Here is a 23,148-nt window from a genome sequence, read left to right on the forward strand (position 1 = left end):
TTGGCTGGTCATAAAGGGAAAATGATGATGAGTTTTTTCCAGCGTTTATTTGGTAAAGCCGCTGCTGTTGCGCCGGCTCGCGGGCCGTTGGGGTTACATCTGAATGCCGGATTTACGCTTAACACGCTGGCATTTCGTCTGCTTGAAGAGTCTCTATTAATCGAATTACCCGGTGAGGAGTACACCGTTGCAGCCGCCAGCCACATTGATTTAGGCGGCGGAAGCCAGATTTTTCGCTACTACACGTCCGGAGAAGAGTTTCTGCAAATCAATACCACGGGCGGCTCAGACATTGATGATATCGATGATATCAAATTCTTTGTTTATGCGGAAAGTTACGGGATTTCGCAGAAAAAACACTGGCAGTCTGCCATTAGCCCTTCTGCAATAGGGACCCCGGCGCTGAGCTGGCAGGAAGAGCGTTGGCAGCGCTTTTTTAACGAGGAAGAACCCGGGAACATTGAGCCGGTTTATATGCTGGAAAAAGTAGAAAATCATCAGCATGCCACATGGGATGTACATAATTTTACCATGGGCTTTCAGCGACAGGTTACAGAGGATACATGGGAATACCTGCTGTTGAACGGCGAAGAGTCGTTTAATGAGCAGGGAGAGCCAGAGTGGGTATTCTCACGGGCGCTGGGTGTAGATATTCCATTAACATCACTTAATGTAATTGGTTAATTTCAGGGAAGGTTACACAATGCACATACTGGATTCATTACTGGCTTTTTGCGCCTATTTTTTTATTGGCGCGGCCATGGTGATCGTTTTTCTGTTTATCTACTCAAAAATCACCCCGCACAACGAATGGCAACTGATTAAAAATAATAATACGGCAGCGTCATTGGCCTTTAGCGGCACGTTGCTGGGCTACGTTATTCCATTATCCAGCGCGGCAATTAACGCCGTCAGCATCCCGGATTATTTCGCCTGGGGCGGCATCGCGCTGGTGATACAACTCGTCATTTACGGCGGTGTGCGTTTATACATGCCGGCACTGAGTGAAAAAATTATTAATCATAATACTGCAGCGGGATTATTTATGGGGACTGCAGCCCTGGCGGGGGGCATTTTTAACGCCGCCTGCATGACATGGTAATGGACGATCATGGCAAGAAAACGTAAATCTGGAAACAAAAACAGGGTGCCAGGGCATTCTGCCATCACGCGAATTGGACGCCTGGCGAACCCCTTTGCAAAAAAACGCAGCCGATACAGCGGAAAATACCTGACGCTGGCCATTATGGGCGGAGCGGCATTTTTTGTCCTCAAAGGATGTGCTGGTGACGGCAATACCGATAACGATGGTGACGGTACTTTTTACTCGGCGGTGAGTGAATGCATTGACGATGGCAATAGCGCCACCGTTTGTGCCGATGGCTGGAACAATGCGAAAACAGAGTTCTACTCCAGCCTGCCAAAGCAAATGAACAAGCAGAGCTGTCAGACGCAGTTTGGCGACTGCTATCTCGATAGCACCGATCAAAGCTGGGTGCCGGTATTCGCCGGTTTTTTACTCAGCCGCGTCATTCGTAAAGATCGCGACGAACAGTATGTTTACAGCAGCGGTGGTTCTTCCTATGTTTCGCGCCCGGTCTGGCGTACGACTTCCGGGGATTACAGCTGGCGTTCCGGTAGTGGAAAAAATGATACCGCAACCAGCCATAGCTATACGACGAAGAAAGTCTCGACGGTTTCACGCGGCGGCTACGGACGTTCGTCCAGCGCGCGTGGGCACTGGGGAGGTTAACGATGCTGCGACATGATGTCCCTGTTCGCCCCGATCTGGACAGGATCGCCTACGATCACGGCTTCGATTTTCATATTATCGATAACGAAATTTACTGGGATGAGAGTCGGGCATACCGCTTCACGCTCCGGCAAGTGGAAGAGCAGATCGAAAAACCTACTGCGGAACTGCACCAGATGTGTCTGGATGTCGTCGAACGGGCAGTTAACGACGAACTGATTATGCAGCAACTGGCGATCCCACCGCTGTACTGGGATGTTATTGCCGAAAGCTGGCGCCATCGCGATCCCTCCCTGTATGGCCGCATGGATTTTGTCTGGTGCGGAAATAACGCCCCGGTCAAGCTGCTGGAGTACAACGCGGATACGCCAACGTCGCTCTATGAGTCAGCCTATTTCCAGTGGTTATGGCTGGAAGATGCGCGTCGCAGTGGGGTGATACCACGCGACGCCGACCAGTACAACGCCATTCAGGAGCGGCTGATCTCCCGTTTTGCTGAGCTTTATAGTCCGGATCCTTTCTATTTCTGCTGCTGCGAAGATACCGATGAAGATCGTACCACGGTGTTGTATTTGCAGGATTGTGCGCAGCAGGCCGGGCAAGAATCACGGTTTATTTACGTGGAGGATCTGGGGCTTGGCGTTGGCGGCGTTCTCACTGACCATGACGATAACGTCATTCGTCGCGCCTTTAAGCTCTATCCTCTGGAGTGGATGATGCGAGATGAGAATGGCCCCTTGCTGCGCTATCGCCGCGAACAGTGGGTTGAGCCGTTGTGGAAGAGCGTACTCAGCAATAAAGGGTTGATGCCTTTACTGTGGCGATTTTTTCCTAACCATCCCAATCTGCTGCCCGCCTGGTTTGACGGTGAAACGCCACAAGTTGCGGCTGGGGAAAGCTATGTACGCAAACCGATATTTTCCCGCGAGGGGGGAAACGTCACCATTTTTGATGGTCAGCAGCAGATTGTGGAGCATGCTGAGGGTGACTACGCCGAAGAACCGATGATCTATCAGGCATTTCAGCCGTTACCGCGCTTTGGCGACAGCTACACGCTGATCGGCAGTTGGATCGTGGATGATGAAGCCTGTGGTATGGGGATCCGCGAGGATAATACCTTGATCACTAAAGATACTTCTCGTTTTATTCCTCACTATATTGCGGGCTAACCGTACTTTTGTGATCTTCCTCCGTCGCGAATAATGTGGTTCTGGCCATACTTAAGGCGACGGCCATTGACGGAGGGAGACACAATGCACTGGCAAACGCATACCGTTTTTAACCAACCTGTACCACTCAATAACAGCAACTTATATCTGTCCGACGGCGCGCTGTGCGAAGCGGTTATCCGTGAAGGCGCTGGATGGGATAGCGATCTTCTCGCCAGTATTGGTCAGCAGCTAGGGACTGCCGAGTCGCTCGAACTGGGCCGTCTGGCCAATGCTTTTCCACCTGAGCTGTTGCGCTACGACCCGCAGGGGCAGCGGCTGGATGATGTGCGTTTTCATCCTGCCTGGCATTTGCTGATGCAGGGATTATGCGCCAACCGCGTACATAATCTGGCCTGGGAAGAAGACGCGAGGCAGGGAACATTTGTTGCACGGGCGGCGCGTTTCATGCTGCATGCGCAGGTAGAAGCGGGCACGTTGTGTCCGGTTACTATGACCTTTGCCGCCACGCCGCTGTTACTTCAGATGTTGCCTGCAACCTTTAACGACTGGCTGACGCCGCTGCTTAGCGACCGCTATGACTCGCATTTACTGCCCGGTGGGCAAAAGCGTGGGCTGCTGATCGGCATGGGAATGACCGAGAAGCAGGGTGGGTCAGATGTGCTGAGCAATACCACCCAGGCAGAACGTCTTGCAGACGGCTCGTATCGGCTGGTGGGGCATAAGTGGTTTTTCTCCGTGCCGCAAAGCGATGCCCATTTGGTGCTGGCTCAGGCAAAGGGGGGATTATCCTGCTTTTTTGTACCGCGATTTTTACCTGATGGGCAACGTAATGCTATTCGTCTTGAGCGACTGAAAGATAAGTTAGGCAACCGCTCCAACGCCAGCTGCGAGGTTGAATTCCACGATGCGATTGGCTGGCTATTGGGTGACGAAGGGGAAGGTATACGCCATATCCTGAAAATGGGCGGGATGACGCGTTTTGACTGTGCGCTCGGCAGTCACGCCATGATGCGACGTGCTTTTTCCGTCGCGATTTATCATGCGCACCAGCGACAAGTTTTTGGCAAACCATTGATTGAACAGCCGATGATGCGTCAGGTATTAGGCCGGATGGCGCTCCAACTGGAAGGTCAGACGGCGCTACTGTTTCGACTGGCGAGGGCCTGGGACCGTCGCGCTGATACCAAAGAAGCGTTGTGGGCCAGATTGTTCACGCCAGCGGCGAAATTCTCCGTGTGCAAAAGCGGGATGCCGTTTGTTGCAGAGGCGATGGAAGTGCTGGGCGGGATTGGCTATTGCGAGGAGAGTGAGCTGCCGCGCCTGTATCGGGAGATGCCGGTAAACAGCATCTGGGAAGGCTCTGGCAACATTATGTGTCTCGATGTATTGCGGGTACTGACAAAACAACCCGGCATATACGATATGCTCAACGAAGCCTTTGCGGAGGTAAAAGGGCAAGACCGACATTACGATCGAATGGTACGTCAGCTACAGCAGCGTTTACGCAAACCCAGCGAGGAGATGGGACGGGAGATTACGCAACAGCTTTTCCTGCTCGGTTGCGGAGCGCAAATGTTGCGCTATGCCTCTCCGCCAGTGGCGCAGGCCTGGTGTCAAATAATGCTTGATACGCGTGGCGGACTACGATTGTCTGAACAGGTGCTAAGCGACTTGCTCCTGCGGGCAACGGGGGGATTACGGTAATAATATGCCTGATGGCGACGCTGGCGCGCCTTATCATGCCTACGTTCAATGTAGGCCGGATAAGTTTACGCCATCCGGCAATCTGTTAAGCATAGAGTATGGCCTGTACGCGCCAGTTGTCGGGCTGCTGGTCTTCGTACATCTGAATGATCCGATACCATGAGGCACCCTGTTCATCCGCTTTTAACGCGACTACTCGTTCTACATCCTGCGGATTTCCTGCAATGTTACTGACAGATATCAGGCCAATTTCGTTCAGGCCCGTAACGCAGTCAGCACTGGCGAACTCGGCAGACTGCGCCGTAGTACCTACCAGTCCGGCAGAAAGCAGCAGTGAGGATAAGGCAAGTGATTGTTTCATCGTCAGCTCCATTATTCGTACCCCTACACACGGCAGGGCATTCCATCGCGATAATAAACCTCAAGCTTCCTGCTGTTGGTTTATTGTGCACAGGTAAACGCATAGGGGCGCAAAGCAATGTAAAACTGACTAAATTTCAACCCAATGTTATTTACGATACAAAATAGCTTGTGAATACCATTGGCCTGTCACGATGGTTTCATCCACTAATAAAACCACGTAGTAATCAGCTTTAGCCGCGACAGCTTTGGCACGGATTTCTGCCAGCGCATCATCCGGAGAGCCTCTTACCAGTGCGCTAACCGTCCCTAATCGCTGTAACCCATTACTTTGGTCACGGCGGATCTCCTGCGGGTGGTCGGCAACGGGCGGTGCAGGTTGCGGCGTTCCCTGTAGCACGCTACAGGCGCTTAAAAACATCACCAGCAATAAAGAGGCAAACCGACGCATAACTCTATCTCGTTTCCTGATAGCCATAGTGTAGTGCCTTATCAATTTCCCTTTAGGGGAATGTTCCCGAATTGTTATCTCTCACGCGATTTTCGAATGAAAATGTTGCGAAAGCGTAACCCAGTTCTCAACATTATGAATCATTGCCGAACACATTCGCTTGCGTTAAGTATTGCTGCATGGCATACCAGAAAGAAAGAGGCGACAAATGATCGAAATTGAAACACGACAGTTGGCGGGTATCCCTGTCCTGCACGCCGTTCCGGCTGGCAAACGCGAATGTTCACTCCCTTGTATTATTTTCTATCACGGGTTTACCTCTTCAAGCCTGGTCTACAGCTATTTTGCCGTTGCTCTGGCTCAGGCTGGATTCCGCGTCGTTATGCCTGATGCGCCCGACCATGGTGCGCGCTTCACGAGTGACGCCCAGGGGAGAATGTACCGCTTCTGGCATATTTTGCAGCAAAGTATGCAGGAGTTTGCGACGTTACGTGCGGCGCTGGTGGCAGAAAATTGGCTATCAGATGAACGACTTGCCGTCGGAGGCGCGTCGATGGGAGGAATGACCGCACTGGGCGTTATGGCCCGCCATCCCGAGGTTAAATGTGTAGCCAGCCTGATGGGTTCGGGCTATTTTACCCATCTTGCGCAGACGCTTTTTCCGCCTTTACGGGTTCAGACACCAGAGCAGCAGGCGGAGTTCGATGCCATCATCGCACCGCTCGCCGAATGGGACGTTACGCATCAACTGCAGCGCCTGGCCGACAGGCCGTTACTACTGTGGCATGGACAGGATGATGATGTGGTGCCGGCCGTTGAAACCTTCCGTTTACAGCAGGCGCTGATTCAGGCAGGGCTGGACAGCAATCTAACCTGCCTGTGGGAAGCGGGCGTGCGCCACCGCATCACGCCAGAAGCGCTGGCTGCGGCGGTAACGTTTTTCCGCCAGCACCTTTAAACGCGCATAATGCTTACGCCCTGAGCTTCTAGCTGTTGCAGAATCTCAGGGTTTGCGTTTTTACCGGTAATGAGCATATCGATTTGATCGGCGCGACTGAACAGCATCCCCGCGCGTTCTCCGACTTTGCTGCTATCGACCAGCACCACCAGTTTACCCACCACGTTAAGCATCTTTTGCTCGGCCATCGCGGTCAGCATATCGGTTTTATACAGTCCGTCCGCGGTTAACCCTTTGCCGCTGGTAAACATCCAGTGTCCGGCGTACAGGCTATTTTCACTGCCCTGCGGGCTGAGTGTGATGGACTGACTTTTGTTATATTGCCCTCCCATGATGATCACGCTGTCATGCTCCTGGTCGATCAGATAGTTTGCCAGCGGCAGATAATTGGTGATGATCTGCACCGGCTTGCCGCACATTTCGCGACCCAGCAGAAAGGCGGTCGATCCGCAGTTGATCACCACGCTTTCACCTGCATTCACAAGCTGGGAGGCCGCCTTGGCAATACGAACTTTTTCATCGTGGTTCTGTGCCTGGTGCAGATTCATTGGCGTCCAGCGCGGACGCTGTTGGGTAATGGCTTCTGCGCCGTTGCGGACTTTCTTGAGTTTGCCGCTTTCGTCGAGCTTGTTGATGTCCCGGCGCGCTGTGGCGGGTGAAATCCCCAGGCGCTCAATTACGTTCTCAACGGTAACAAAGCCCAACTGCGCCAGCATATCCAGCAATATTTGATGTCTTTGTGCTTCAGTCATGAGCTATTCCGATACAAATTGATTTGAAAAGATGATATTTGAAATAGCCTGGAAATACTAAAGTAAATGGGAAAAAAATGCCGGGATGGCCCGGCATTTTGTGAGGATCACAAGAAGGATTTAAACGGTAAATCCGGTTCAATCGTGAAGCAGTCATCAAAGCCGCGCGGATAGTGATATTCAAAGTTTTCTTTGTCCAGCGGCCAGGTGAACTTGCCGCCTACCTGCCAGATAAACGGCTTAAAGCCATACTTCAGCCGATCTTTTTTCATCTCCCACAGTACACGGATCTCCTGAGGGTCGGCCTGGAAGTTTGACCAGATGTCATGATGGAAAGGGATCACCACTTTTGTATTCAGCGCTTCCGCCATTCGCAGCATGTCGGAGCTGGTCATTTTGTCCGTAATCCCACGCGGGTTCTCACCGTACGAGCCGAGCGCGACGTCGATCTGGTGCTCGTTGCCATGTTTTGCATAGTAGTTGGAATAGTGCGAGTCTCCGCTGTGGTACAGCGTACCGCCCGGCGTTTTGAACAGGTAGTTTACCGCGCGAGCATCCATACCATCCGGCAGCACGCCAGCCGCTTTTTGATCGGCAGGGAGCGTAATCAATGCCGTACGATCAAACGCGTCAAGCGCATGAATTTCAATATCTTTCACTTTCACTACATCGCCTGGTTTTACCACGATACAGCGTTCTTTCGGCACACCCCAACCGATCCATAGATCCACACAGGTTTGCGGCCCGATAAATGGCACGTCATCGGCGCAGTTCTGCATGACGGCGGCTGCGACATTGACGTCAATGTGATCGTTATGATCGTGTGTCGCTAACACCGCATCGATCTGTCGAATTGCAAACGGATCAAGAACAAACGGCGTGGTGCGCAGGTTAGGCTGCAGTTTCTTCACCCCCGCCATACGTTGCATCTGGTGACCGGTTTTCATCAGCGGGTTACCGTGACTTTGTTTACCCGTTCCGCACCAGAAATCGACGCAGACGTTAGTCCCACCTTCCGACTTCAGCCAGATTCCGGTACAGCCAAGCCACCACATAGCGAAAGTGCCAGGTGCGACCTGTTCTTGTTCGATCTCTTCATTCAGCCAGCTTCCCCACTCCGGGAATGTGCTCAGGATCCATGATTCACGCGTGATGCTTTTTACTTTACTCATCGCAATTACCTTCATGTTTGTTCAAGTTGAATCAAATTGTGATTTGTTTTGATTGATACTGACATCATTTTATCAAGAAGGCAATGCGCTGATTTTTGGTGTTGAATAGAAAAGTGTGAACAAATTACAGTGTGGCAAGATGGTTTACATGAAATGTATTTTTGTATTTTATTGTTTTAAAGGGGTTTATTTTGGATTTGAAGAATTCGAAGGAAATCCACGCTGCAAGTAAGAGAATTATTTGCGTACTGCATCACATTTAATCAAATTCAATCTTGTTGTGATTACTTTTGAAAACTAGAGTGAGAGCACAACATCCTGGGCATCTGTAATGAATGTTCAGCAACTTCGTCTACTGGAGATCGTTATGGAGATCCTCTACAACATCTTTACCGTCTTTTTTAATCAGGTTATGACCAACGCACCGTTGCTGTTGGGTATTGTGACCTGTCTTGGTTATATCCTGCTGCGTAAAAGCGTCAGCGTTATTATTAAAGGCACGATCAAAACGATTATCGGTTTTATGTTGCTGCAGGCGGGATCGGGCATTCTGACCAGCACGTTTAAACCGGTGGTGGCGAAGATGTCTGAGGTTTACGGTATCAATGGCGCGATCTCTGATACCTATGCCTCCATGATGGCAACCATCGAACGCATGGGTGATGCCTACAGTTGGGTAGGGTACGCCGTACTGTTGGCGCTGGCGCTGAACATTTGTTACGTACTGCTACGGCGTATTACCGGCATTCGCACCATCATGCTGACCGGGCACATTATGTTCCAGCAGGCTGGCCTGATTGCCGTCTCTCTCTACATCTTTGGTTATCCAATGTGGACCACGATCATCTGCACTGCGGTGCTGGTGTCGCTCTACTGGGGCATTACGTCCAATATGATGTACAAGCCGACACAGGAAGTGACTGACGGCTGCGGTTTTTCCATCGGTCACCAGCAGCAGTTCGCCTCCTGGATTGCTTACAAAGTCGCGCCGTATCTGGGTAAGAAAGAGGAGAGCGTGGAAGATCTCAAGTTGCCTGGCTGGCTGAATATCTTCCATGACAACATCGTTTCAACCGCGATTGTTATGACTATCTTTTTCGGCGCGATCCTGCTCTCTTTCGGCATTGATGTGGTTCAGGCAATGGCGGGTAAAACCCACTGGACGGTCTATATCCTGCAGACCGGTTTCTCCTTCGCCGTCGCTATCTTCATTATCACCCAGGGCGTACGTATGTTCGTCGCTGAACTTTCAGAAGCGTTCAACGGTATCTCTCAACGTCTGATTCCCGGTGCGGTACTGGCTATCGACTGCGCGGCGATTTATAGCTTTGCTCCCAATGCGGTGGTCTGGGGCTTTATGTGGGGCACCATCGGCCAACTGATTGCGGTGGGCATCCTGGTGGGCTGCGGCTCTTCCATCCTGATTATCCCGGGCTTTATTCCGATGTTCTTCTCGAACGCCACTATCGGCGTGTTTGCTAACCACTTTGGCGGCTGGCGCGCGGCGCTCAAGATTTGTCTGGTGATGGGGATGATTGAAATCTTCGGCTGCGTCTGGGCGGTGAAACTTACCGGTATGAGCGCCTGGATGGGGATGGCGGATTGGTCAATTCTGGCGCCACCGATGATGCAGGGCTTTGCCTCCATCGGCATCGTGTTTATGGCCGTCATTATTCTGATTGCACTGGCTTATATGTTTTTCGCAGGACGCACGTTGCGCGCTGAGGAAGACGCAGAAAAACAACTGGCAGAACACTCTGCTTAATAAGGAGTTCCGATTATGACCGTACGTATTCTGGCTGTGTGTGGCAATGGGCAGGGCAGTTCCATGATCATGAAGATGAAGGTGGATCAGTTTTTAACCCTGTCAAATATTGACCATACGGTGAACAGCTGCGCAGTAGGTGAATACAAAAGTGAGCTGAGCGGCGCGGATATCATCATCGCTTCTACCCATATCGCCGGTGAGATTACGGTATCTGGCAATAAATATGTTGTTGGCGTACGCAACATGCTGTCCCCTGCCGATTTTGGACCAAAACTGCTGGAAGTGATCAAGGCGCATTTCCCACAGGATGTGAAGTAAGGAGGCGGCATATGAAATTACGTGATTCGCTGGCAGACAATAATTCCATCCTTTTGCAAGCCGAAGCCAGTACCTGGCAGGAAGCGGTAAAGCTGGGCGTGGATCTGCTGGTTAAGGCTGATGTGGTTGAGCCACGCTACTACCAGGCCATCCTCGATGGTGTCGAACAGTTTGGCCCGTACTTTGTCATTGCGCCCGGCCTGGCGATGCCGCACGGCCGTCCGGAGGAAGGGGTCAAGAAAACCGGTTTTGCGCTGGTGACGCTGAAAACACCGCTGGTGTTTAACCACGAAGATAACGACCCGGTCGACATTCTGATAACGATGGCGGCAGTAGATGCTAACACGCACCAGGAAGTGGGCATCATGCAGATCGTGAATCTCTTTGACGACGAAGCCAATTTCGACCGTTTACGCGCCTGCCGCACCGCGCAGGAAGTGCTGGATTTAATTGATAACGCCACTGCGGCGGCTGTTTAAAAGGATACCAAAATGTCATTACCTATGTTGCAGGTTGCGCTGGATAACCAATCAATGTCTTCCGCATATGAAACAACGCGTCTGATTGCCGAAGAGGTCGATATCATTGAGGTGGGCACTATTCTTTGCGTGGCAGAAGGCGTACGCGCCGTACGCGATCTGAAGGCGCTTTACCCGCATAAAATTGTGCTGGCGGATGCGAAAATTGCCGATGCGGGCAAAATCCTCTCCCGCATGTGTTTTGAAGCCAACGCTGACTGGGTCACCGTCATCTGCTGTGCGGATATCAACACTACCAAGGGGGCGCTGGAGGTAGCGAAAGAATTTAACGGCGACGTGCAGATAGAACTGACCGGTTACTGGACCTGGGAGCAGGCGCAGGAGTGGCGTGACGCAGGGATTGGGCAAGTTGTATATCATCGCAGTCGTGATGCGCAGGCGGCGGGCGTGGCGTGGGGAGAAGCGGATATCAGCGCAATCAAACGCCTGTCCGAGATGGGCTTTAAAGTCACCGTCACCGGCGGTCTGGCGCTGGAAGATCTGCCGCTATTCCAGGGAGTTCCGATTCACGTCTTTATTGCCGGCCGCAGTATTCGCGATGCCGCCTCTCCGGTGGAAGCGGCCCGTCAGTTCAAACGTTCTATCGCCCAGCTGTGGGGATAAGGAGCGACTATGTTGTCGAAACAGGTCCCGCTCGGTATTTATGAAAAAGCGCTCCCCGGCGGGGAGTGCTGGCTGGAACGCTTGCAACTGGCGAAGGAACTGGGCTTTGACTTTGTCGAAATGTCGGTTGATGAAACCGACGCTCGCCTGGCGCGTCTTGACTGGAACCGCGAGCAGCGTCTGGCGCTGGTGGCCGCTATCGCCGAGACAGGGATACGAGTACCGTCCATGTGCCTGAGCGCTCATCGTCGTTTCCCGCTGGGTAGTGAAGATGATGCGGTGCGCGAACAGGGGCTGGAGATCATGCGTAAAGCCATTCAGTTTGCGCAGGATATCGGTATTCGCGTTATTCAACTGGCGGGTTACGACGTCTATTACCAGCAGGCAAATAACGAAACGCGTCGTCGGTTTCGCGATGGGCTGAAAGAAAGTGTGGAGATGGCGAGCCGCGCGCAGGTGACGCTGGCGATGGAAATCATGGATTATCCACTGATGAACTCGATCAGCAAGGCGTTGGGGTACGCCCACTATCTCAACAATCCGTGGTTCCAACTGTATCCCGATATTGGCAATTTGTCGGCGTGGGATAACGACGTGCAGATGGAGCTGCAGGCGGGGATGGGTCATATCGTTGCCGTACACGTGAAGGATACTAAACCCGGCGTATTCAAAAATGTGCCGTTTGGTGAAGGGGTTGTCGATTTTGAACGTTGTTTCGAAACGCTCAAACAGAGTGGTTATTGCGGACCGTATCTGATTGAGATGTGGAGTGAAACGTCGGACGACCCGGCACGTGAAGTGGCGAAGGCGCGCGACTGGGTGAAAGCGCGTATGGCCAGCGCGGGTCTGGTGGAGGCGGTGTAATGCAAAAACGTAAACAGCAGGTGTTCGAGGCTAACATGGATCTACCGCGCTATGGGCTGGTGACGTTTACCTGGGGTAACGTTAGCGCCATCGACCGCGAACGCGGGTTGGTGGTGATTAAGCCCAGCGGCGTCGACTACCAAACAATGACAGTGGATGACATGGTGGTTGTGGATCTGCACGGCAACGTGGTGGAAGGACGCTATCGTCCTTCTTCCGATACCGCCACCCATCTGGCGCTGTATCGCCGCTATTCATCGCTTGGCGGCGTGGTGCACACCCACTCAACCCACGCGACGGCATGGGCGCAGGCGGGTCTGGCAATACCTGCGCTTGGTACGACGCATGCGGATTACTTCTTTGGCGATATTCCCTGTACCCGGGCTTTAACTGAAGCTGAAGTTCAGGATGAATATGAGCTGAATACCGGCAGGGTGATTGTTGAAACGCTGGGGGAGGTGGAACCTTTACATACGCCTGGCGTAGTCGTGTACCAGCATGGTCCGTTTGCCTGGGGCAAAGATGCTCACGACGCGGTACATAACGCCGTGGTGATGGAGGAGGTGGCAAAAATGGCATGGATCGCGCGTGGCATTAATCCGGCTCTCAGCCCCATTGACGGTTATCTGATGAATAAGCACTTCATGCGTAAGCACGGTCCAAACGCCTATTACGGACAGAAGTAACGGCTAAGTCCTGGAGCCAAACTATTCAGGGGATGTTATCGATCTGGCTTCGGGACTTTTTGCAAAAAAAGCCCCCGGTGAAGGGGGCAAATCAAACTGTGGCAATGTTCTCGTTGGTTATTTGCGGGTAGCTAGCGATAAATATCTGCACTGGCGTGCATATTTCCGTTACTACCGGGTTCCCTGGTGAGGATCACATGGTAGTAGGTTGCGCCTTGCGCATCTGTCTCTTCATTCAGGGCCTGAGTGGCTTCACTTTCAGTGGCGAAGTTATGATTTATGTAAATGACGCCTAAGCTCTGCACATCATCCATATTCCTGGCCTGATGATTGTCAATTTTGATGGCTGCCGTTGCATTTGCACTGAGCAAAAGCACAGCCAGAAGGGTCAAAACACGGGCTCGCATATGTACCTCCTCGACTGCGGTCTCTGGTTGCTTCTCTCCTGTGAGTGATTAGCTTCTGATGTAATTTTAACCGCTACTGGCGTAGTCGATAGCGACCATTTCTGATGCAGTTGTTCAAAAAATTACCGCATAGCCATCTTTTCTTTAATTAACAGTCTGCTGGTGTTTACCGCTGCGGTGAAAAATACCTGTCTTTCGCGCATAAGCTCTTACCAAATAGTCAATTTAATCGGCTGAGTACGCCGTTTATAGTGAGCTGGATAATTAATATAACTTTATGATAATAAGGCAAAAAGTTATGGATACTTCATTCATGGATTTCAGCTACTTTGTGATTATGTTCATGGTCGCGCTGGTGGCAGGCTTTATTAACGTGGTGTCAGGCGGCGGCGGTTTTCTCTCTATTGGCGCACTATTAATTTCTGGTTTACCCCCGGCTAATGCGCTGGCAACCAATAAAATTCAGGCGTTGGGCAGCTCGCTGACCTCCGGAATTTACTTTTTACGCCGGGGACATATCAACGTGCAGGAGCACAAGTATGTGTTTTTATCTGCCTTTATCGGTTCGGCGCTGGGAACGACGCTTATCCAGTTTATTGAACCGGAACTGCTGAAGAAACTGCTGCCAATCCTGATTATCGCGGTCGCCATCTACTTTATTTTTGCGCCAAATCTTAGCGAACCGAAAAGAAAGCGGCAGGTATCCCTGTTTCTCTTCTCATTGATCGGCGGGGGATGTATTGGTTTTTATGACGGATTTCTCGGTGCCGGGGCTGGCTCCTTTTATACGCTCAGCTATATCCTGCTATGGGGATACAGTATCGATAAGGCGCAAATCCACTCGAATTTTATTAACCTGGCGTCGAACATCGCTTCGATTTTGTTTTTCATTTTCGGCGGTAAAATGATCTGGTCACTGGGGCTGGTGATGTTTGCCGGGCAGTCCCTCGGCGCACGTCTTGGCGCGACGGTCGTACTGACGCGCGGCAAGAAAGTTATCCGGCCGATGATTGTCATTGTCTCCATTTGCATCAGTATCAAAATGCTGCTGGATATGTATTAATGGCGGCATGGCAAATAATCGTACAATCACCTTGAGTTTACCTGCTGACCCCAGTATTATGACGCGTCATTTTTCAGCCGACCTTTAACACGTTCCTTGCCTCCATGGGCCTCGGCTGACCCAGACAGGAGGCTGAATAATCCGTAAGGAGCAATTCGATGCGTCATTACGAAATCGTTTTTATGGTCCATCCTGACCAGAGCGAACAGGTTCCGGGTATGATCGAACGCTACACTGCTGCCATCACTGGTGCAGAAGGCACGATCCACCGTCTGGAAGACTGGGGCCGCCGTCAGCTGGCTTACCCGATCAACAAACTGCACAAAGCTCACTACGTTCTGATGAACGTTGAAGCGCCGCAGGAAGTGATCGATGAGCTGGAAACTACCTTCCGCTTCAACGATGCCGTTATCCGCAGCATGGTTATGCGTACTAAACACGCTGTTACCGAAGCATCTCCGATGGTTAAAGCGAAAGACGAGCGCCGTGAGCGTCGCGATGATTTCGCAAACGAAACCGCAGATGATGCTGAAGCTGGGGATTCTGAAGAGTAATTTCTGATGACCAACCGTCTGGCGTTGTCCGGCACCGTGTGCAGGGCTCCCCTTCGAAAGGTCAGTCCATCAGGAATTCCTCATTGCCAGTTCGTGCTTGAGCATCGTTCTGTGCAGGAGGAAGCCGGATTTCACCGGCAGGCGTGGTGCCAAATGCCCGTTATTATTAGCGGACACGAAAACCAGGCCATTACTCACAGTATAACGGTCGGTAGCGCAGTGACCGTTCAGGGGTTCATCTCTTGCCACAAGGCAAAGAACGGCCTGAGCAAAATGGTTCTGCATGCCGAGCAGATTGAATTGATAGATTCTGGAGACTAGCCATATGGCACGTTATTTCCGTCGTCGCAAGTTCTGCCGTTTCACCGCGGAAGGCGTTCAAGAGATCGACTATAAAGATATCGCTACGCTGAAAAACTACATCACCGAAAGCGGTAAGATTGTCCCAAGCCGTATCACCGGTACCCGTGCAAAATACCAGCGTCAGCTGGCTCGCGCTATCAAACGCGCTCGCTACCTGTCCCTGCTGCCGTACACTGATCGTCATCAGTAATCGGTCACGGTCCATTAATACGACTTTGAGAGGATAAGGTAATGCAAGTTATTCTGCTTGATAAAGTAGCAAACCTGGGTAGCCTGGGTGATCAGGTTAACGTTAAAGCGGGCTACGCTCGTAACTTCCTGGTACCACAGGGTAAAGCTGTTCCTGCTACCAAGAAAAACGTTGAATTTTTCGAAGCGCGTCGCGCTGAACTGGAAGCTAAACTGGCTGACGTTCTGTCCGCTGCTGAAGCTCGTGCTGAGAAAATCAACGCACTGGAAACCGTAACCATCGCGTCTAAAGCTGGCGACGAAGGTAAACTGTTCGGTTCCATCGGTACTCGCGACATCGCTGACGCTGTAACTGCAGCTGGCGTTGAAGTAGCTAAGAGCGAAGTTCGTCTGCCGAACGGCGTTCTGCGTACCACTGGCGAGCACGAAGTGAGCTTCCAGGTTCACAGCGAAGTGTTTGCTAAGCTGACTGTAAACGTAGTTGCAGAATAAGTTTTTATTCTGATGACCGCGTAAAAGCGCCGGCCCTGTGCCGGCGTTTTGCTTTTCTGTTCCCCCGCTTTTCTCTCTGGCTATTCTTTATCCTTTTCGGGATAATCACAAAAATAAAACATTATTTCAAAGTGGTGATGGAATGGAACCAACGCACCAACCTCTGTTTGCGCGTAAAAATGTTGTCTACCTGAGCGCGGCGTTCTGCTGCCTGCTGTGGGGGAGCGCCTATCCGGCGATCAAAAGCGGATATGAGATCTTCCAGATTGCCACGGATGACATTCCCTCAAAAATTGTCTTTGCCGGCTATCGCTTCCTGTTTGCAGGATTATTGCTGCTACTGCTGGCGGTGGCGCAACGTAAACCGATTGGCCGGTTAAGCCCGCGTCAATATGGTCAGCTCACGCTGTTGGGGCTGACGCAAACCTCGCTGCAATACATCTTCTTCTATGTTGGCCTGGCGTTCACGACGGGGGTGAAAGGGTCCATCATGAACGCGACCGGGACCTTCTTCAGCGTACTGCTGGCGCATTTCATCTACCATAATGACAAACTGAGCTACAACAAAGCGCTGGGTTGTATCCTCGGCTTTACCGGCGTAATGGTAGTGAACTTTAGCAGCGGAATGGATTTTAGCTTCAGCCTGTTAGGGGATGGCTCAGTAGTGATGGCGGCCTTTATTCTCTCTGCCGCCACGTTATACGGTAAACGTATTTCTCAGACGGTGGACCCGACGGTAATGACAGGGTATCAACTGGGCGGTGGCGGTCTGGCGCTGGTTATCGGCGGTTACGCTTTTGGCGGCACGCTGACCGTTCACGGCGCGTCTTCGGTGGCGATTCTGGGTTACCTGACGTTACTCTCTTCGGTCGCCTTTGCCTTGTGGAGTATTCTGCTCAAGCATAATCGCGTGGGGATGGTAGCGCCGTTTAACTTCCTGATCCCGGTGTCGGGGGCGGTGCTGTCGGCGATTTTCCTCGGCGAGAACATTCTTGAATGGAAATATGCGCTGGCGCTGGTGCTGGTCTGCTCGGGGATCTGGTGGGTGAACAAGGTGAAGCGTTGACGCTTCACCTTGATGCCTGATGGTGCTATCGCTTATCAGGCCTGGAATCGCGGGCCACGGCGGTTAACGGGCGCGAATAAAACTGCCGTTAGGCTGGCGGGTAAACAGTACCTGCTGGCCATTGCCGGTATCAATGGTTAATCCCGTCACCACGCCGCTGGCATTCTGCCTGATCTGCACCATCTGACCGTCTTTCAGGTTACTTAGCGGTTTTCCGGCGCCTTCAACCTGCGCCATCGCGTATACATCGGTTGGCGGGAGGTTATGGTCACGGAATACCTGCGCCAGCGTTTTGCCTGAATCAACGCGATAGGAACGCCACTGCTGGTCAATTCCGCTATCCTGTTGGAAAGGCTGCGTTTGCGGCTGAGATTGCTGAGCCTGAGGCTGCGCGTCAGGTTCTCCTTCCTGGATTGGTTCCGGGGCAACCGGAGCGACCTGGCCTGGATCGTTTTGCGGCGCGACGAGCTGTGCCTGCAACTGAGCCTCGGTCGGCGGCTGCGACTGCGACTGTAAATCCAGCTGAGCAGTACGCGTAACCACAGGGGCATCGCTGGTGTCACTGGAAGGGAGCAGGAAACCTATCACCAGCACGATAGCAGCAATAATAATGCCGCGGCGGTGCATAGGCGGTAGCGGATCCATAATGCGAAAATTGTCCGGTGCATGCCAGATTTTCGCCAGGGTTGGTTTTAATTCAAAGCGCCCGGGCATGGCTTTCCTCCTGCTCCGCGTCTCGTTCCTCGATCATAGAGTATAGATGGCTAACGCTATGATGTTCGTCATATTACCCGCTTTCGTGACGTCAACGCGGGATATTCCTATTGTTTATGTTTCCTCGCGATTTGTCATCTGTTCCCGAGACAAAGTTTTACCGGATGCGGCATGGCTGATATGCTGCCCGCTACTTTACATCCGATGAAAGGAAATATGATGGCTAACCCGACTTTTGACACTATCGAAGCGCAAGCAAGCTATGGCATTGGTTTGCAGGTAGGACAACAGCTGAGCGAATCCGGACTGGAAGGACTGTTGCCTGAAGCGCTGGTAGCGGGTATCGCTGACGCGCTGGAAGGTAAACACCCGGCAGTGCCGGTTGATGTTGTGCATCGCGCGCTGCGTGAAATCCACGAACGCGCTGATGCAGTACGTCGCGAACGTTTCCAGGCTATGGCGGCTGATGGCGTCAAATATCTGGAAGAAAACCGTGAGAAAGAGGGTGTGAACAGCACTGAATCCGGTTTGCAGTTCCGTGTTCTGACTCAGGGCGAAGGTGCTATTCCGGCGCGTACTGACCGCGTTCGCGTGCATTACACCGGTAAACTGATCGACGGTACCGTGTTTGACAGCTCTGTCGCACGCGGCGAACCGGCTGAATTCCCGGTTAACGGCGTCATCCCTGGCTGGATTGAAGCGCTGACCCTGATGCCAGTAGGTTCCAAATGGGAACTGACTATTCCTCAGGAACTGGCTTACGGCGAGCGTGGCGCTGGCGCGTCCATTCCTCCGTTCAGCACGCTGGTGTTCGACGTTGAGCTGCTTGAAATCCTGTAAGCAGTGACTTCTGTTCCCCCCGAGGCCGGGGGGAGCAAAAAAATAGCGAGAAAAGCTATAGTTACGTCGTTGTCGATATATTATCTTGCAAATGCCGCGCTAGCGTGTATTTTTGTGAGCTAATTCGCGCTATCAGAGTGATATGACACTCACTTTAAACATTAAATTAACATTATATCTAAATCTTAGTATTCATCCCGCCAATTCTTACCTAATATCGATGAGTCCTGATAACAGGATCGTCGTATCATAGACACACTAAAGGCCGTAGAGCCTGAACAACACAGACAGGTACAGGAAGAAAAAACATGGTAGATCAGGTAAAAGTCGACGCCGCTGAAGAGGCGTCGTCTGAACAGTCGCTACGGCGCAATCTCACAAACCGTCATATTCAACTTATTGCCATTGGTGGCGCTATCGGCACCGGCCTGTTTATGGGCTCCGGTAAAACCATCAGTCTCGCCGGACCGTCGATCATCTTTGTTTATATGATCATCGGTTTTATGCTGTTTTTCGTCATGCGGGCAATGGGGGAATTGCTGCTCTCGAATCTGGAGTACAAATCGTTTAGTGATTTCGCCTCCGACCTGCTCGGGCCATGGGCCGGGTATTTTACCGGCTGGACCTACTGGTTCTGCTGGGTCGTTACCGGAATGGCAGACGTTGTCGCGATTACCGCGTATGCGCAATTCTGGTTCCCCGAACTGTCAGACTGGGTCGCCTCGCTGGCGGTGATCGTGCTGCTGCTGAGCCTCAACCTTGCCACTGTAAAAATGTTTGGTGAGATGGAGTTCTGGTTTGCGATGATCAAAATCGTCGCCATCATCGGCCTGATTGTCGTCGGTCTGGTGATGGTGCTGACGCACTTCCAGTCGCCAACCGGCGTTCAGGCATCGTTCACGCATCTGTGGAATGACGGTGGCTGGTTCCCGAAAGGTCTGAGCGGCTTCTTTGCCGGCTTCCAGATAGCCGTGTTCGCGTTTGTGGGTATTGAGCTGGTGGGTACGACCGCTGCGGAAACCAAGGACCCGGAGAAATCTCTGCCGCGCGCCATTAACTCGATTCCGATCCGTATCATCATGTTCTACGTTTTTGCGCTGATCGTGATTATGTCCGTAACGCCATGGAGCTCGGTAGTACCAACCAAGAGCCCATTCGTTGAACTGTTTGTGCTGGTTGGTCTGCCTGCTGCGGCGAGCCTGATCAACTTTGTGGTACTGACTTCAGCGGCCTCTTCTGCAAACAGCGGCGTGTTCTCTACCAGCCGTATGCTGTTCGGCCTGGCGCAGGAAGGCGTTGCGCCTAAAGCGTTTGCCAAACTCTCAAAACGCGCAGTTCCGGCGAAGGGTTTAACCTTCTCCTGTATCTGCCTGCTGGGCGGCGTGGTGATGCTGTACGTGAATCCGAGCGTGATTGGCGCGTTCACCATGATCACCACCGTGTCGGCGATTCTGTTCATGTTCGTCTGGACCATCATTCTTTGCTCGTACCTGGTGTACCGCAAGCAACGTCCGCACCTGCATGAAAAATCAATCTACAAGATGCCGTGGGGCAAGCTGATGTGCTGGGTATGTATGGCGTTCTTCGTCTTCGTACTGGTACTGCTGACGCTGGAAGATGATACCCGTCAGGCGTTGATCGTCACGCCGTTGTGGTTCATCGCACTGGGTCTGGGCTGGTTGTTTATCGGTAAGAAACGTATGGCAGGCGTGCGTTAATCGCTAAGACGTGAGATGTAGGCCGGATAAGGCGTTTACGCCGCATCCGGCACTATGCTGGCGGGATTGCCTGATGCGGCTTCGCCTTATCAGGCCTACGTTCGAGGTCGTTGTAGGCCCGGTAAGCGCTAGCGCCACCGGGCTTTTTTATTCACCTGCGAGGGCACGCGGGAACAACACATTGTTTTCCAGGCTGATGTGTTCCATCAGGTCGTCGATCATCTCGTTGATGCCGTTATACATGGCTTTCCAGGTGGTGCAGGCTTCTGGCGGCGGCGTCACGTTATGGGTGATGTGTTTGATCACTTCGACCAGTTCACCCGCATCGTCATGTTCGCTTTCCATCACGCTGATTGGCCCCATCGCCTGGCTACCCATGCCCTGTTTGATCATCGGGAACAGGATCTGCTCTTCTTTCATCATGTGGCTGGACAGCTCTTCATGCAGCATGGTCAGGTTTTTCGCCAGACCGCGCGGTACGTTCGGTTTGTCTGCATGAACGCGTTCAACTTTAGTGGCCTGCAGGATCAACTCCGGCAACTGTTCGCGGTGTCTGTCGTGATAACGCACGATGATATGGTCGATGATTTCAGCCAGAGCCACGGTACGCCAGTCTTTCTCCAGCGGTTGTTCAGCCAGCTGCGCGAGCTGCGCCTCAATAACGTCTAAATCCAGCTCTTTACGCGCGGCAGCGCGTGCCAGCGTTTGCTTACCGCCGCAGCAGTAATCCATATCGTATTTACGAAACAGGGCCGAAGCGCGAGGAATAGAGAGCGCCAGTTCACCTAAAGGTTGATCGCGATAAGACATTACCGTTACCTCATTCTCAATAATATAAGATGCATTTTAAATGCAACTTATGGCGAAGGATATAACCCTTTCGGGGTGGGGTGTTTTGTGATGAACATCACGAAAATTTCTTATTTCGTTAAGGTGCTGAATCTTATTGGAAAGGAGGGAGGCGGCGAAAAAAGCCGCGTCACAGGATTAAATAAGCGCACGCCGCTGCCGATAGTTAGACCTCAGACAATACCTGCATAATTAAAGGCTACAGATGTTTAAACGAATCAAAGTGATAACCTTACTTATCACCGTGTTACTCGCCCTGGGCGCAATGCAGCTCATCTCCGCGGGCGTCTTTATTGGCGCGCTCAATAACGATAAGCAAAACTTCAACGTTTCTAAGCTTTCCAGCCAGAACGTGGCCGAGTTTACCGATGCGTGGATTAGCCTGAACCAGGCTCGCGTCACGCTCAACCGTGGGATGCTGCGTTTACAGGGAACGATGGCCAGCGATATTAACGGCGGTCAGTTGAAGGAGTTGGTGAACACGGCAAATCGCCTGTTGGCCGAGTCGAAAGCGCATTACGATAAATACTACGCTCTGCCGGAAACGCCGGGGCTGGATGAGCATCTGGCCGATCGACTGGAAGAGCAATATGGCATCTATTCTGCGACGCTGGCAAAAATGAACGCGCTGCTGGCTGAAGGAAAGCTGGAAGAGATGTTCAAGCAGAATGCCGAGCAAAAGCAAACGGCCATGCAGGAAGTTTATCGGCAATGGCGTAGCGCGCAAACGGCGCTGGCCACTGCTGGAGTGCAGGACAATGAGAGTGATTATCAGAAGATAATCTGGCTGCTGTCTGCGGTGATGCTGATTGTCGTCACCGTGATTATCGCCAGCTGGCTGGCAATGCAACGAGTGCTGCTCAAGCCGCTGCATGAGGTGATGGGACATATTCGCCATATTGCCGCAGGTGATCTGACGCACCGCATCAACGCCGATGGCAGTAATGAAATGGCGCTGCTGGCAGGCAACGTCCGCGACATGCAGCGGGCGTTGGCGAACACGGTCAGCGTGGTGCGTGACGGGGCTGACACCATTTATACCGGCGCGGGTGAAATTGCCGCTGGCAGTAACGATCTCTCTTCACGTACCGAACAGCAGGCCGCCTCCCTGGAAGAGACCGCAGCCAGCATGGAACAACTCACCGCGACCGTGAAGCAGAACGCGGATAACGCGCGTCAGGCGACCAGTCTGGCAAAAAACGCTTCACAAACAGCGCAAAAAGGCGGAAACGTGGTCGATGGCGTGGTACGTACGATGGATGAAATCGCCACCAGTTCCAGCAAAATCGCGCAAATAACCAATGTTATTGACGGCATTGCCTTCCAGACCAACATCCTGGCGTTGAACGCTGCGGTGGAAGCGGCGCGGGCGGGCGAGCAGGGGCGCGGGTTTGCCGTGGTCGCCGGTGAGGTTCGTACGCTGGCGCAGCGTAGCGCTCAGGCGGCGAAAGAGATTAAGGCGCTGATTGATGACTCGGGAAATCGGGTCAATGCGGGTACGGCGCTGGTGCATGAAGCGGGCGAAACGATGGCGGAAATTGTTAGCGCCGTGACTCGCGTGACCGATATCATGGGCGAGATTGCCTCGGCCTCTGATGAACAGAGTCGGGGTATCGATCAGGTAGGCCAGGCGGTTGCCGAGATGGATCGTGTCACGCAGCAAAACGCCTCACTGGTGGAGGAGTCCGCTTCCGCCGCCGCCGCGCTCGAAGAGCAGGCTGCACGACTGAATCAGACCGTGGCGGTATTTAAAGTGTCGCGCCGGATGGCGGCGTAAACGCCTTATCCGGCCT

General features: G+C 52.5%; 28 protein-coding genes. 21 read left to right on the forward strand and 7 right to left on the reverse strand.

Features of this window, described 5'->3' with window-relative positions; genetic code table 11:
• Positions 1-24: 24 nt before the first annotated feature.
• The 5 genes from OGV80_RS00545 to OGV80_RS00565 all read left to right on the forward strand — a co-directional run bounded on the left by OGV80_RS00545 (position 25) and on the right by OGV80_RS00565 (position 4,629).
• The gene (locus OGV80_RS00545; protein WP_043018178.1) at positions 25-684 is read left to right on the forward strand and encodes a YjfK family protein; all 660 of its coding nucleotides are present in this window, start codon (positions 25-27) and stop codon (positions 682-684) included.
• 19 nt (positions 685-703) lie between these two features.
• Positions 704-1,102: a DUF350 domain-containing protein gene (locus tag OGV80_RS00550; RefSeq protein WP_003830474.1), complete on the forward strand. Its 399-nt coding sequence runs from the start codon at positions 704-706 to the stop codon at positions 1,100-1,102.
• A 9-nt stretch (positions 1,103-1,111) separates the two neighbouring features.
• Positions 1,112-1,753, forward strand: coding sequence for a DUF1190 domain-containing protein (locus tag OGV80_RS00555; RefSeq protein WP_286513195.1), 642 nt, complete (start codon positions 1,112-1,114; stop codon positions 1,751-1,753).
• A 2-nt stretch (positions 1,754-1,755) separates the two neighbouring features.
• Positions 1,756-2,922, forward strand: coding sequence for a glutathionylspermidine synthase family protein (locus tag OGV80_RS00560; RefSeq protein WP_286513198.1), 1,167 nt, complete (start codon positions 1,756-1,758; stop codon positions 2,920-2,922).
• An 84-nt stretch (positions 2,923-3,006) separates the two neighbouring features.
• The gene (locus OGV80_RS00565; protein WP_075145316.1) at positions 3,007-4,629 is read left to right on the forward strand and encodes an isovaleryl-CoA dehydrogenase; all 1,623 of its coding nucleotides are present in this window, start codon (positions 3,007-3,009) and stop codon (positions 4,627-4,629) included.
• A gap of 85 nt (positions 4,630-4,714) precedes the next feature.
• Here the strand turns inward: OGV80_RS00565 and yjfN are convergent, their stop codons facing one another.
• Both yjfN and bsmA read right to left on the reverse strand, forming a co-directional pair.
• Positions 4,715-4,990: a DUF1471 family protease activator YjfN gene (yjfN, locus tag OGV80_RS00570; protein WP_016151420.1), complete on the reverse strand. Its 276-nt coding sequence runs from the start codon at positions 4,988-4,990 to the stop codon at positions 4,715-4,717.
• A 147-nt stretch (positions 4,991-5,137) separates the two neighbouring features.
• A complete protein-coding gene (gene bsmA / locus OGV80_RS00575; protein ID WP_003025640.1) occupies positions 5,138-5,467 on the reverse strand; it encodes a biofilm peroxide resistance protein BsmA in 330 nt (109 codons plus the stop codon).
• Between the two features lie 181 nt (positions 5,468-5,648).
• Between bsmA and yjfP the strand changes: the two genes are divergently transcribed.
• A complete protein-coding gene (gene yjfP / locus OGV80_RS00580) occupies positions 5,649-6,398 on the forward strand; it encodes an esterase (RefSeq protein ID WP_286513201.1) in 750 nt (249 codons plus the stop codon).
• On the opposite strand, the gene ulaR is transcribed toward yjfP, so the two are convergent.
• Positions 6,395-7,150: an HTH-type transcriptional regulator UlaR gene (gene ulaR, locus OGV80_RS00585; protein ID WP_003025646.1), complete on the reverse strand. Its 756-nt coding sequence runs from the start codon at positions 7,148-7,150 to the stop codon at positions 6,395-6,397. The genes yjfP and ulaR overlap by 4 nt on opposite strands.
• Positions 7,151-7,257: 107 nt before the next feature.
• Complete coding sequence (ulaG, locus tag OGV80_RS00590) at positions 7,258-8,322, reverse strand: L-ascorbate 6-phosphate lactonase (RefSeq protein WP_043018183.1); 1,065 nt, start codon at positions 8,320-8,322, stop codon at positions 7,258-7,260.
• A gap of 367 nt (positions 8,323-8,689) precedes the next feature.
• On the opposite strand from ulaG, the gene ulaA reads away from it, so the two are divergent.
• The 6 genes from ulaA to OGV80_RS00620 are packed head-to-tail and all read left to right on the forward strand — an operon-like array spanning position 8,690 to position 13,100.
• Positions 8,690-10,087, forward strand: coding sequence for a PTS ascorbate transporter subunit IIC (gene ulaA, locus OGV80_RS00595; protein ID WP_043018184.1), 1,398 nt, complete (start codon positions 8,690-8,692; stop codon positions 10,085-10,087).
• A gap of 15 nt (positions 10,088-10,102) precedes the next feature.
• Positions 10,103-10,408, forward strand: coding sequence for a PTS ascorbate transporter subunit IIB (ulaB, locus tag OGV80_RS00600; RefSeq protein ID WP_286513203.1), 306 nt, complete (start codon positions 10,103-10,105; stop codon positions 10,406-10,408).
• An 11-nt stretch (positions 10,409-10,419) separates the two neighbouring features.
• Positions 10,420-10,887 carry a PTS ascorbate transporter subunit IIA gene (gene ulaC, locus OGV80_RS00605; RefSeq protein WP_006686330.1) on the forward strand — a complete coding sequence of 156 codons (468 nt, stop codon included), beginning with the start codon at positions 10,420-10,422 and terminating at the stop codon, positions 10,885-10,887.
• Between the two features lie 12 nt (positions 10,888-10,899).
• Positions 10,900-11,550, forward strand: coding sequence for a 3-keto-L-gulonate-6-phosphate decarboxylase UlaD (ulaD, locus tag OGV80_RS00610; protein WP_286513205.1), 651 nt, complete (start codon positions 10,900-10,902; stop codon positions 11,548-11,550).
• Positions 11,551-11,559: 9 nt separating this feature from the next.
• The gene (locus OGV80_RS00615; RefSeq protein ID WP_043018185.1) at positions 11,560-12,414 is read left to right on the forward strand and encodes an L-ribulose-5-phosphate 3-epimerase; all 855 of its coding nucleotides are present in this window, start codon (positions 11,560-11,562) and stop codon (positions 12,412-12,414) included.
• Positions 12,414-13,100: an L-ribulose-5-phosphate 4-epimerase gene (locus OGV80_RS00620; protein ID WP_043018186.1), complete on the forward strand. Its 687-nt coding sequence runs from the start codon at positions 12,414-12,416 to the stop codon at positions 13,098-13,100. Before OGV80_RS00615 ends, OGV80_RS00620 begins: the two co-directional genes overlap by 1 nt.
• 131 nt (positions 13,101-13,231) lie before the next feature.
• On the opposite strand, the gene yjfY is transcribed toward OGV80_RS00620, so the two are convergent.
• On the reverse strand, positions 13,232-13,507 hold the full coding sequence (gene yjfY, locus OGV80_RS00625) for a DUF1471 family protein YjfY (RefSeq protein ID WP_003025668.1): 276 nt from the start codon (positions 13,505-13,507) through the stop codon (positions 13,232-13,234).
• Between the two features lie 298 nt (positions 13,508-13,805).
• Between yjfY and OGV80_RS00630 the strand changes: the two genes are divergently transcribed.
• From OGV80_RS00630 to OGV80_RS00660, 6 genes are all read left to right on the forward strand, one after another.
• Entirely contained in the window at positions 13,806-14,570 is a 765-nt protein-coding gene (locus OGV80_RS00630; protein WP_043018187.1) for a TSUP family transporter, read from the forward strand.
• Positions 14,571-14,728: 158 nt separating this feature from the next.
• Positions 14,729-15,124, forward strand: a complete 396-nt coding sequence (gene rpsF / locus OGV80_RS00640; RefSeq protein WP_003025672.1) for a 30S ribosomal protein S6 — start codon at positions 14,729-14,731, stop codon at positions 15,122-15,124.
• 6 nt (positions 15,125-15,130) lie between these two features.
• Positions 15,131-15,445, forward strand: a complete 315-nt coding sequence (gene priB, locus OGV80_RS00645; RefSeq protein WP_003025674.1) for a primosomal replication protein N — start codon at positions 15,131-15,133, stop codon at positions 15,443-15,445.
• Between the two features lie 4 nt (positions 15,446-15,449).
• Positions 15,450-15,677 carry a 30S ribosomal protein S18 gene (rpsR, locus tag OGV80_RS00650; RefSeq protein ID WP_000135199.1) on the forward strand — a complete coding sequence of 76 codons (228 nt, stop codon included), beginning with the start codon at positions 15,450-15,452 and terminating at the stop codon, positions 15,675-15,677.
• 41 nt (positions 15,678-15,718) lie between these two features.
• On the forward strand, positions 15,719-16,168 hold the full coding sequence (rplI, locus tag OGV80_RS00655) for a 50S ribosomal protein L9 (protein ID WP_003025676.1): 450 nt from the start codon (positions 15,719-15,721) through the stop codon (positions 16,166-16,168).
• 142 nt (positions 16,169-16,310) lie between these two features.
• Positions 16,311-17,234 (forward strand): DMT family transporter, encoded by a 924-nt coding sequence (locus tag OGV80_RS00660; RefSeq protein WP_043018189.1) that lies wholly within the window; start codon positions 16,311-16,313, stop codon positions 17,232-17,234.
• A 63-nt stretch (positions 17,235-17,297) separates the two neighbouring features.
• Here OGV80_RS00660 and OGV80_RS00665 read toward each other — a convergent pair whose 3' ends face one another.
• Positions 17,298-17,948 carry a LysM-like peptidoglycan-binding domain-containing protein gene (locus OGV80_RS00665; protein WP_047406699.1) on the reverse strand — a complete coding sequence of 217 codons (651 nt, stop codon included), beginning with the start codon at positions 17,946-17,948 and terminating at the stop codon, positions 17,298-17,300.
• 219 nt (positions 17,949-18,167) lie between these two features.
• On the opposite strand from OGV80_RS00665, the gene bamJ reads away from it, so the two are divergent.
• Together bamJ and cycA are read left to right on the forward strand one after the other, a co-directional pair.
• On the forward strand, positions 18,168-18,788 hold the full coding sequence (gene bamJ, locus OGV80_RS00670) for a BamJ family beta-barrel-assembly machinery protein (RefSeq protein ID WP_003025685.1): 621 nt from the start codon (positions 18,168-18,170) through the stop codon (positions 18,786-18,788).
• Between the two features lie 308 nt (positions 18,789-19,096).
• A complete protein-coding gene (gene cycA / locus OGV80_RS00675; RefSeq protein WP_043018191.1) occupies positions 19,097-20,506 on the forward strand; it encodes a D-serine/D-alanine/glycine transporter in 1,410 nt (469 codons plus the stop codon).
• A 147-nt stretch (positions 20,507-20,653) separates the two neighbouring features.
• Here the strand turns inward: cycA and ytfE are convergent, their stop codons facing one another.
• Complete coding sequence (ytfE, locus tag OGV80_RS00680) at positions 20,654-21,316, reverse strand: iron-sulfur cluster repair protein YtfE (RefSeq protein ID WP_003025690.1); 663 nt, start codon at positions 21,314-21,316, stop codon at positions 20,654-20,656.
• A gap of 244 nt (positions 21,317-21,560) precedes the next feature.
• Here ytfE and OGV80_RS00685 point away from each other — a divergent pair, with 244 nt between their 5' ends.
• Positions 21,561-23,132, forward strand: coding sequence for a methyl-accepting chemotaxis protein (locus OGV80_RS00685; protein ID WP_286513210.1), 1,572 nt, complete (start codon positions 21,561-21,563; stop codon positions 23,130-23,132).
• The last annotated feature ends 16 nt before the right edge of the window (positions 23,133-23,148 follow it).

Origin of the sequence: Citrobacter sp. Ce119 (assembly GCF_030334525.1) — a bacterium.
Lineage (GTDB): Bacteria > Pseudomonadota > Gammaproteobacteria > Enterobacterales > Enterobacteriaceae > Citrobacter > Citrobacter europaeus.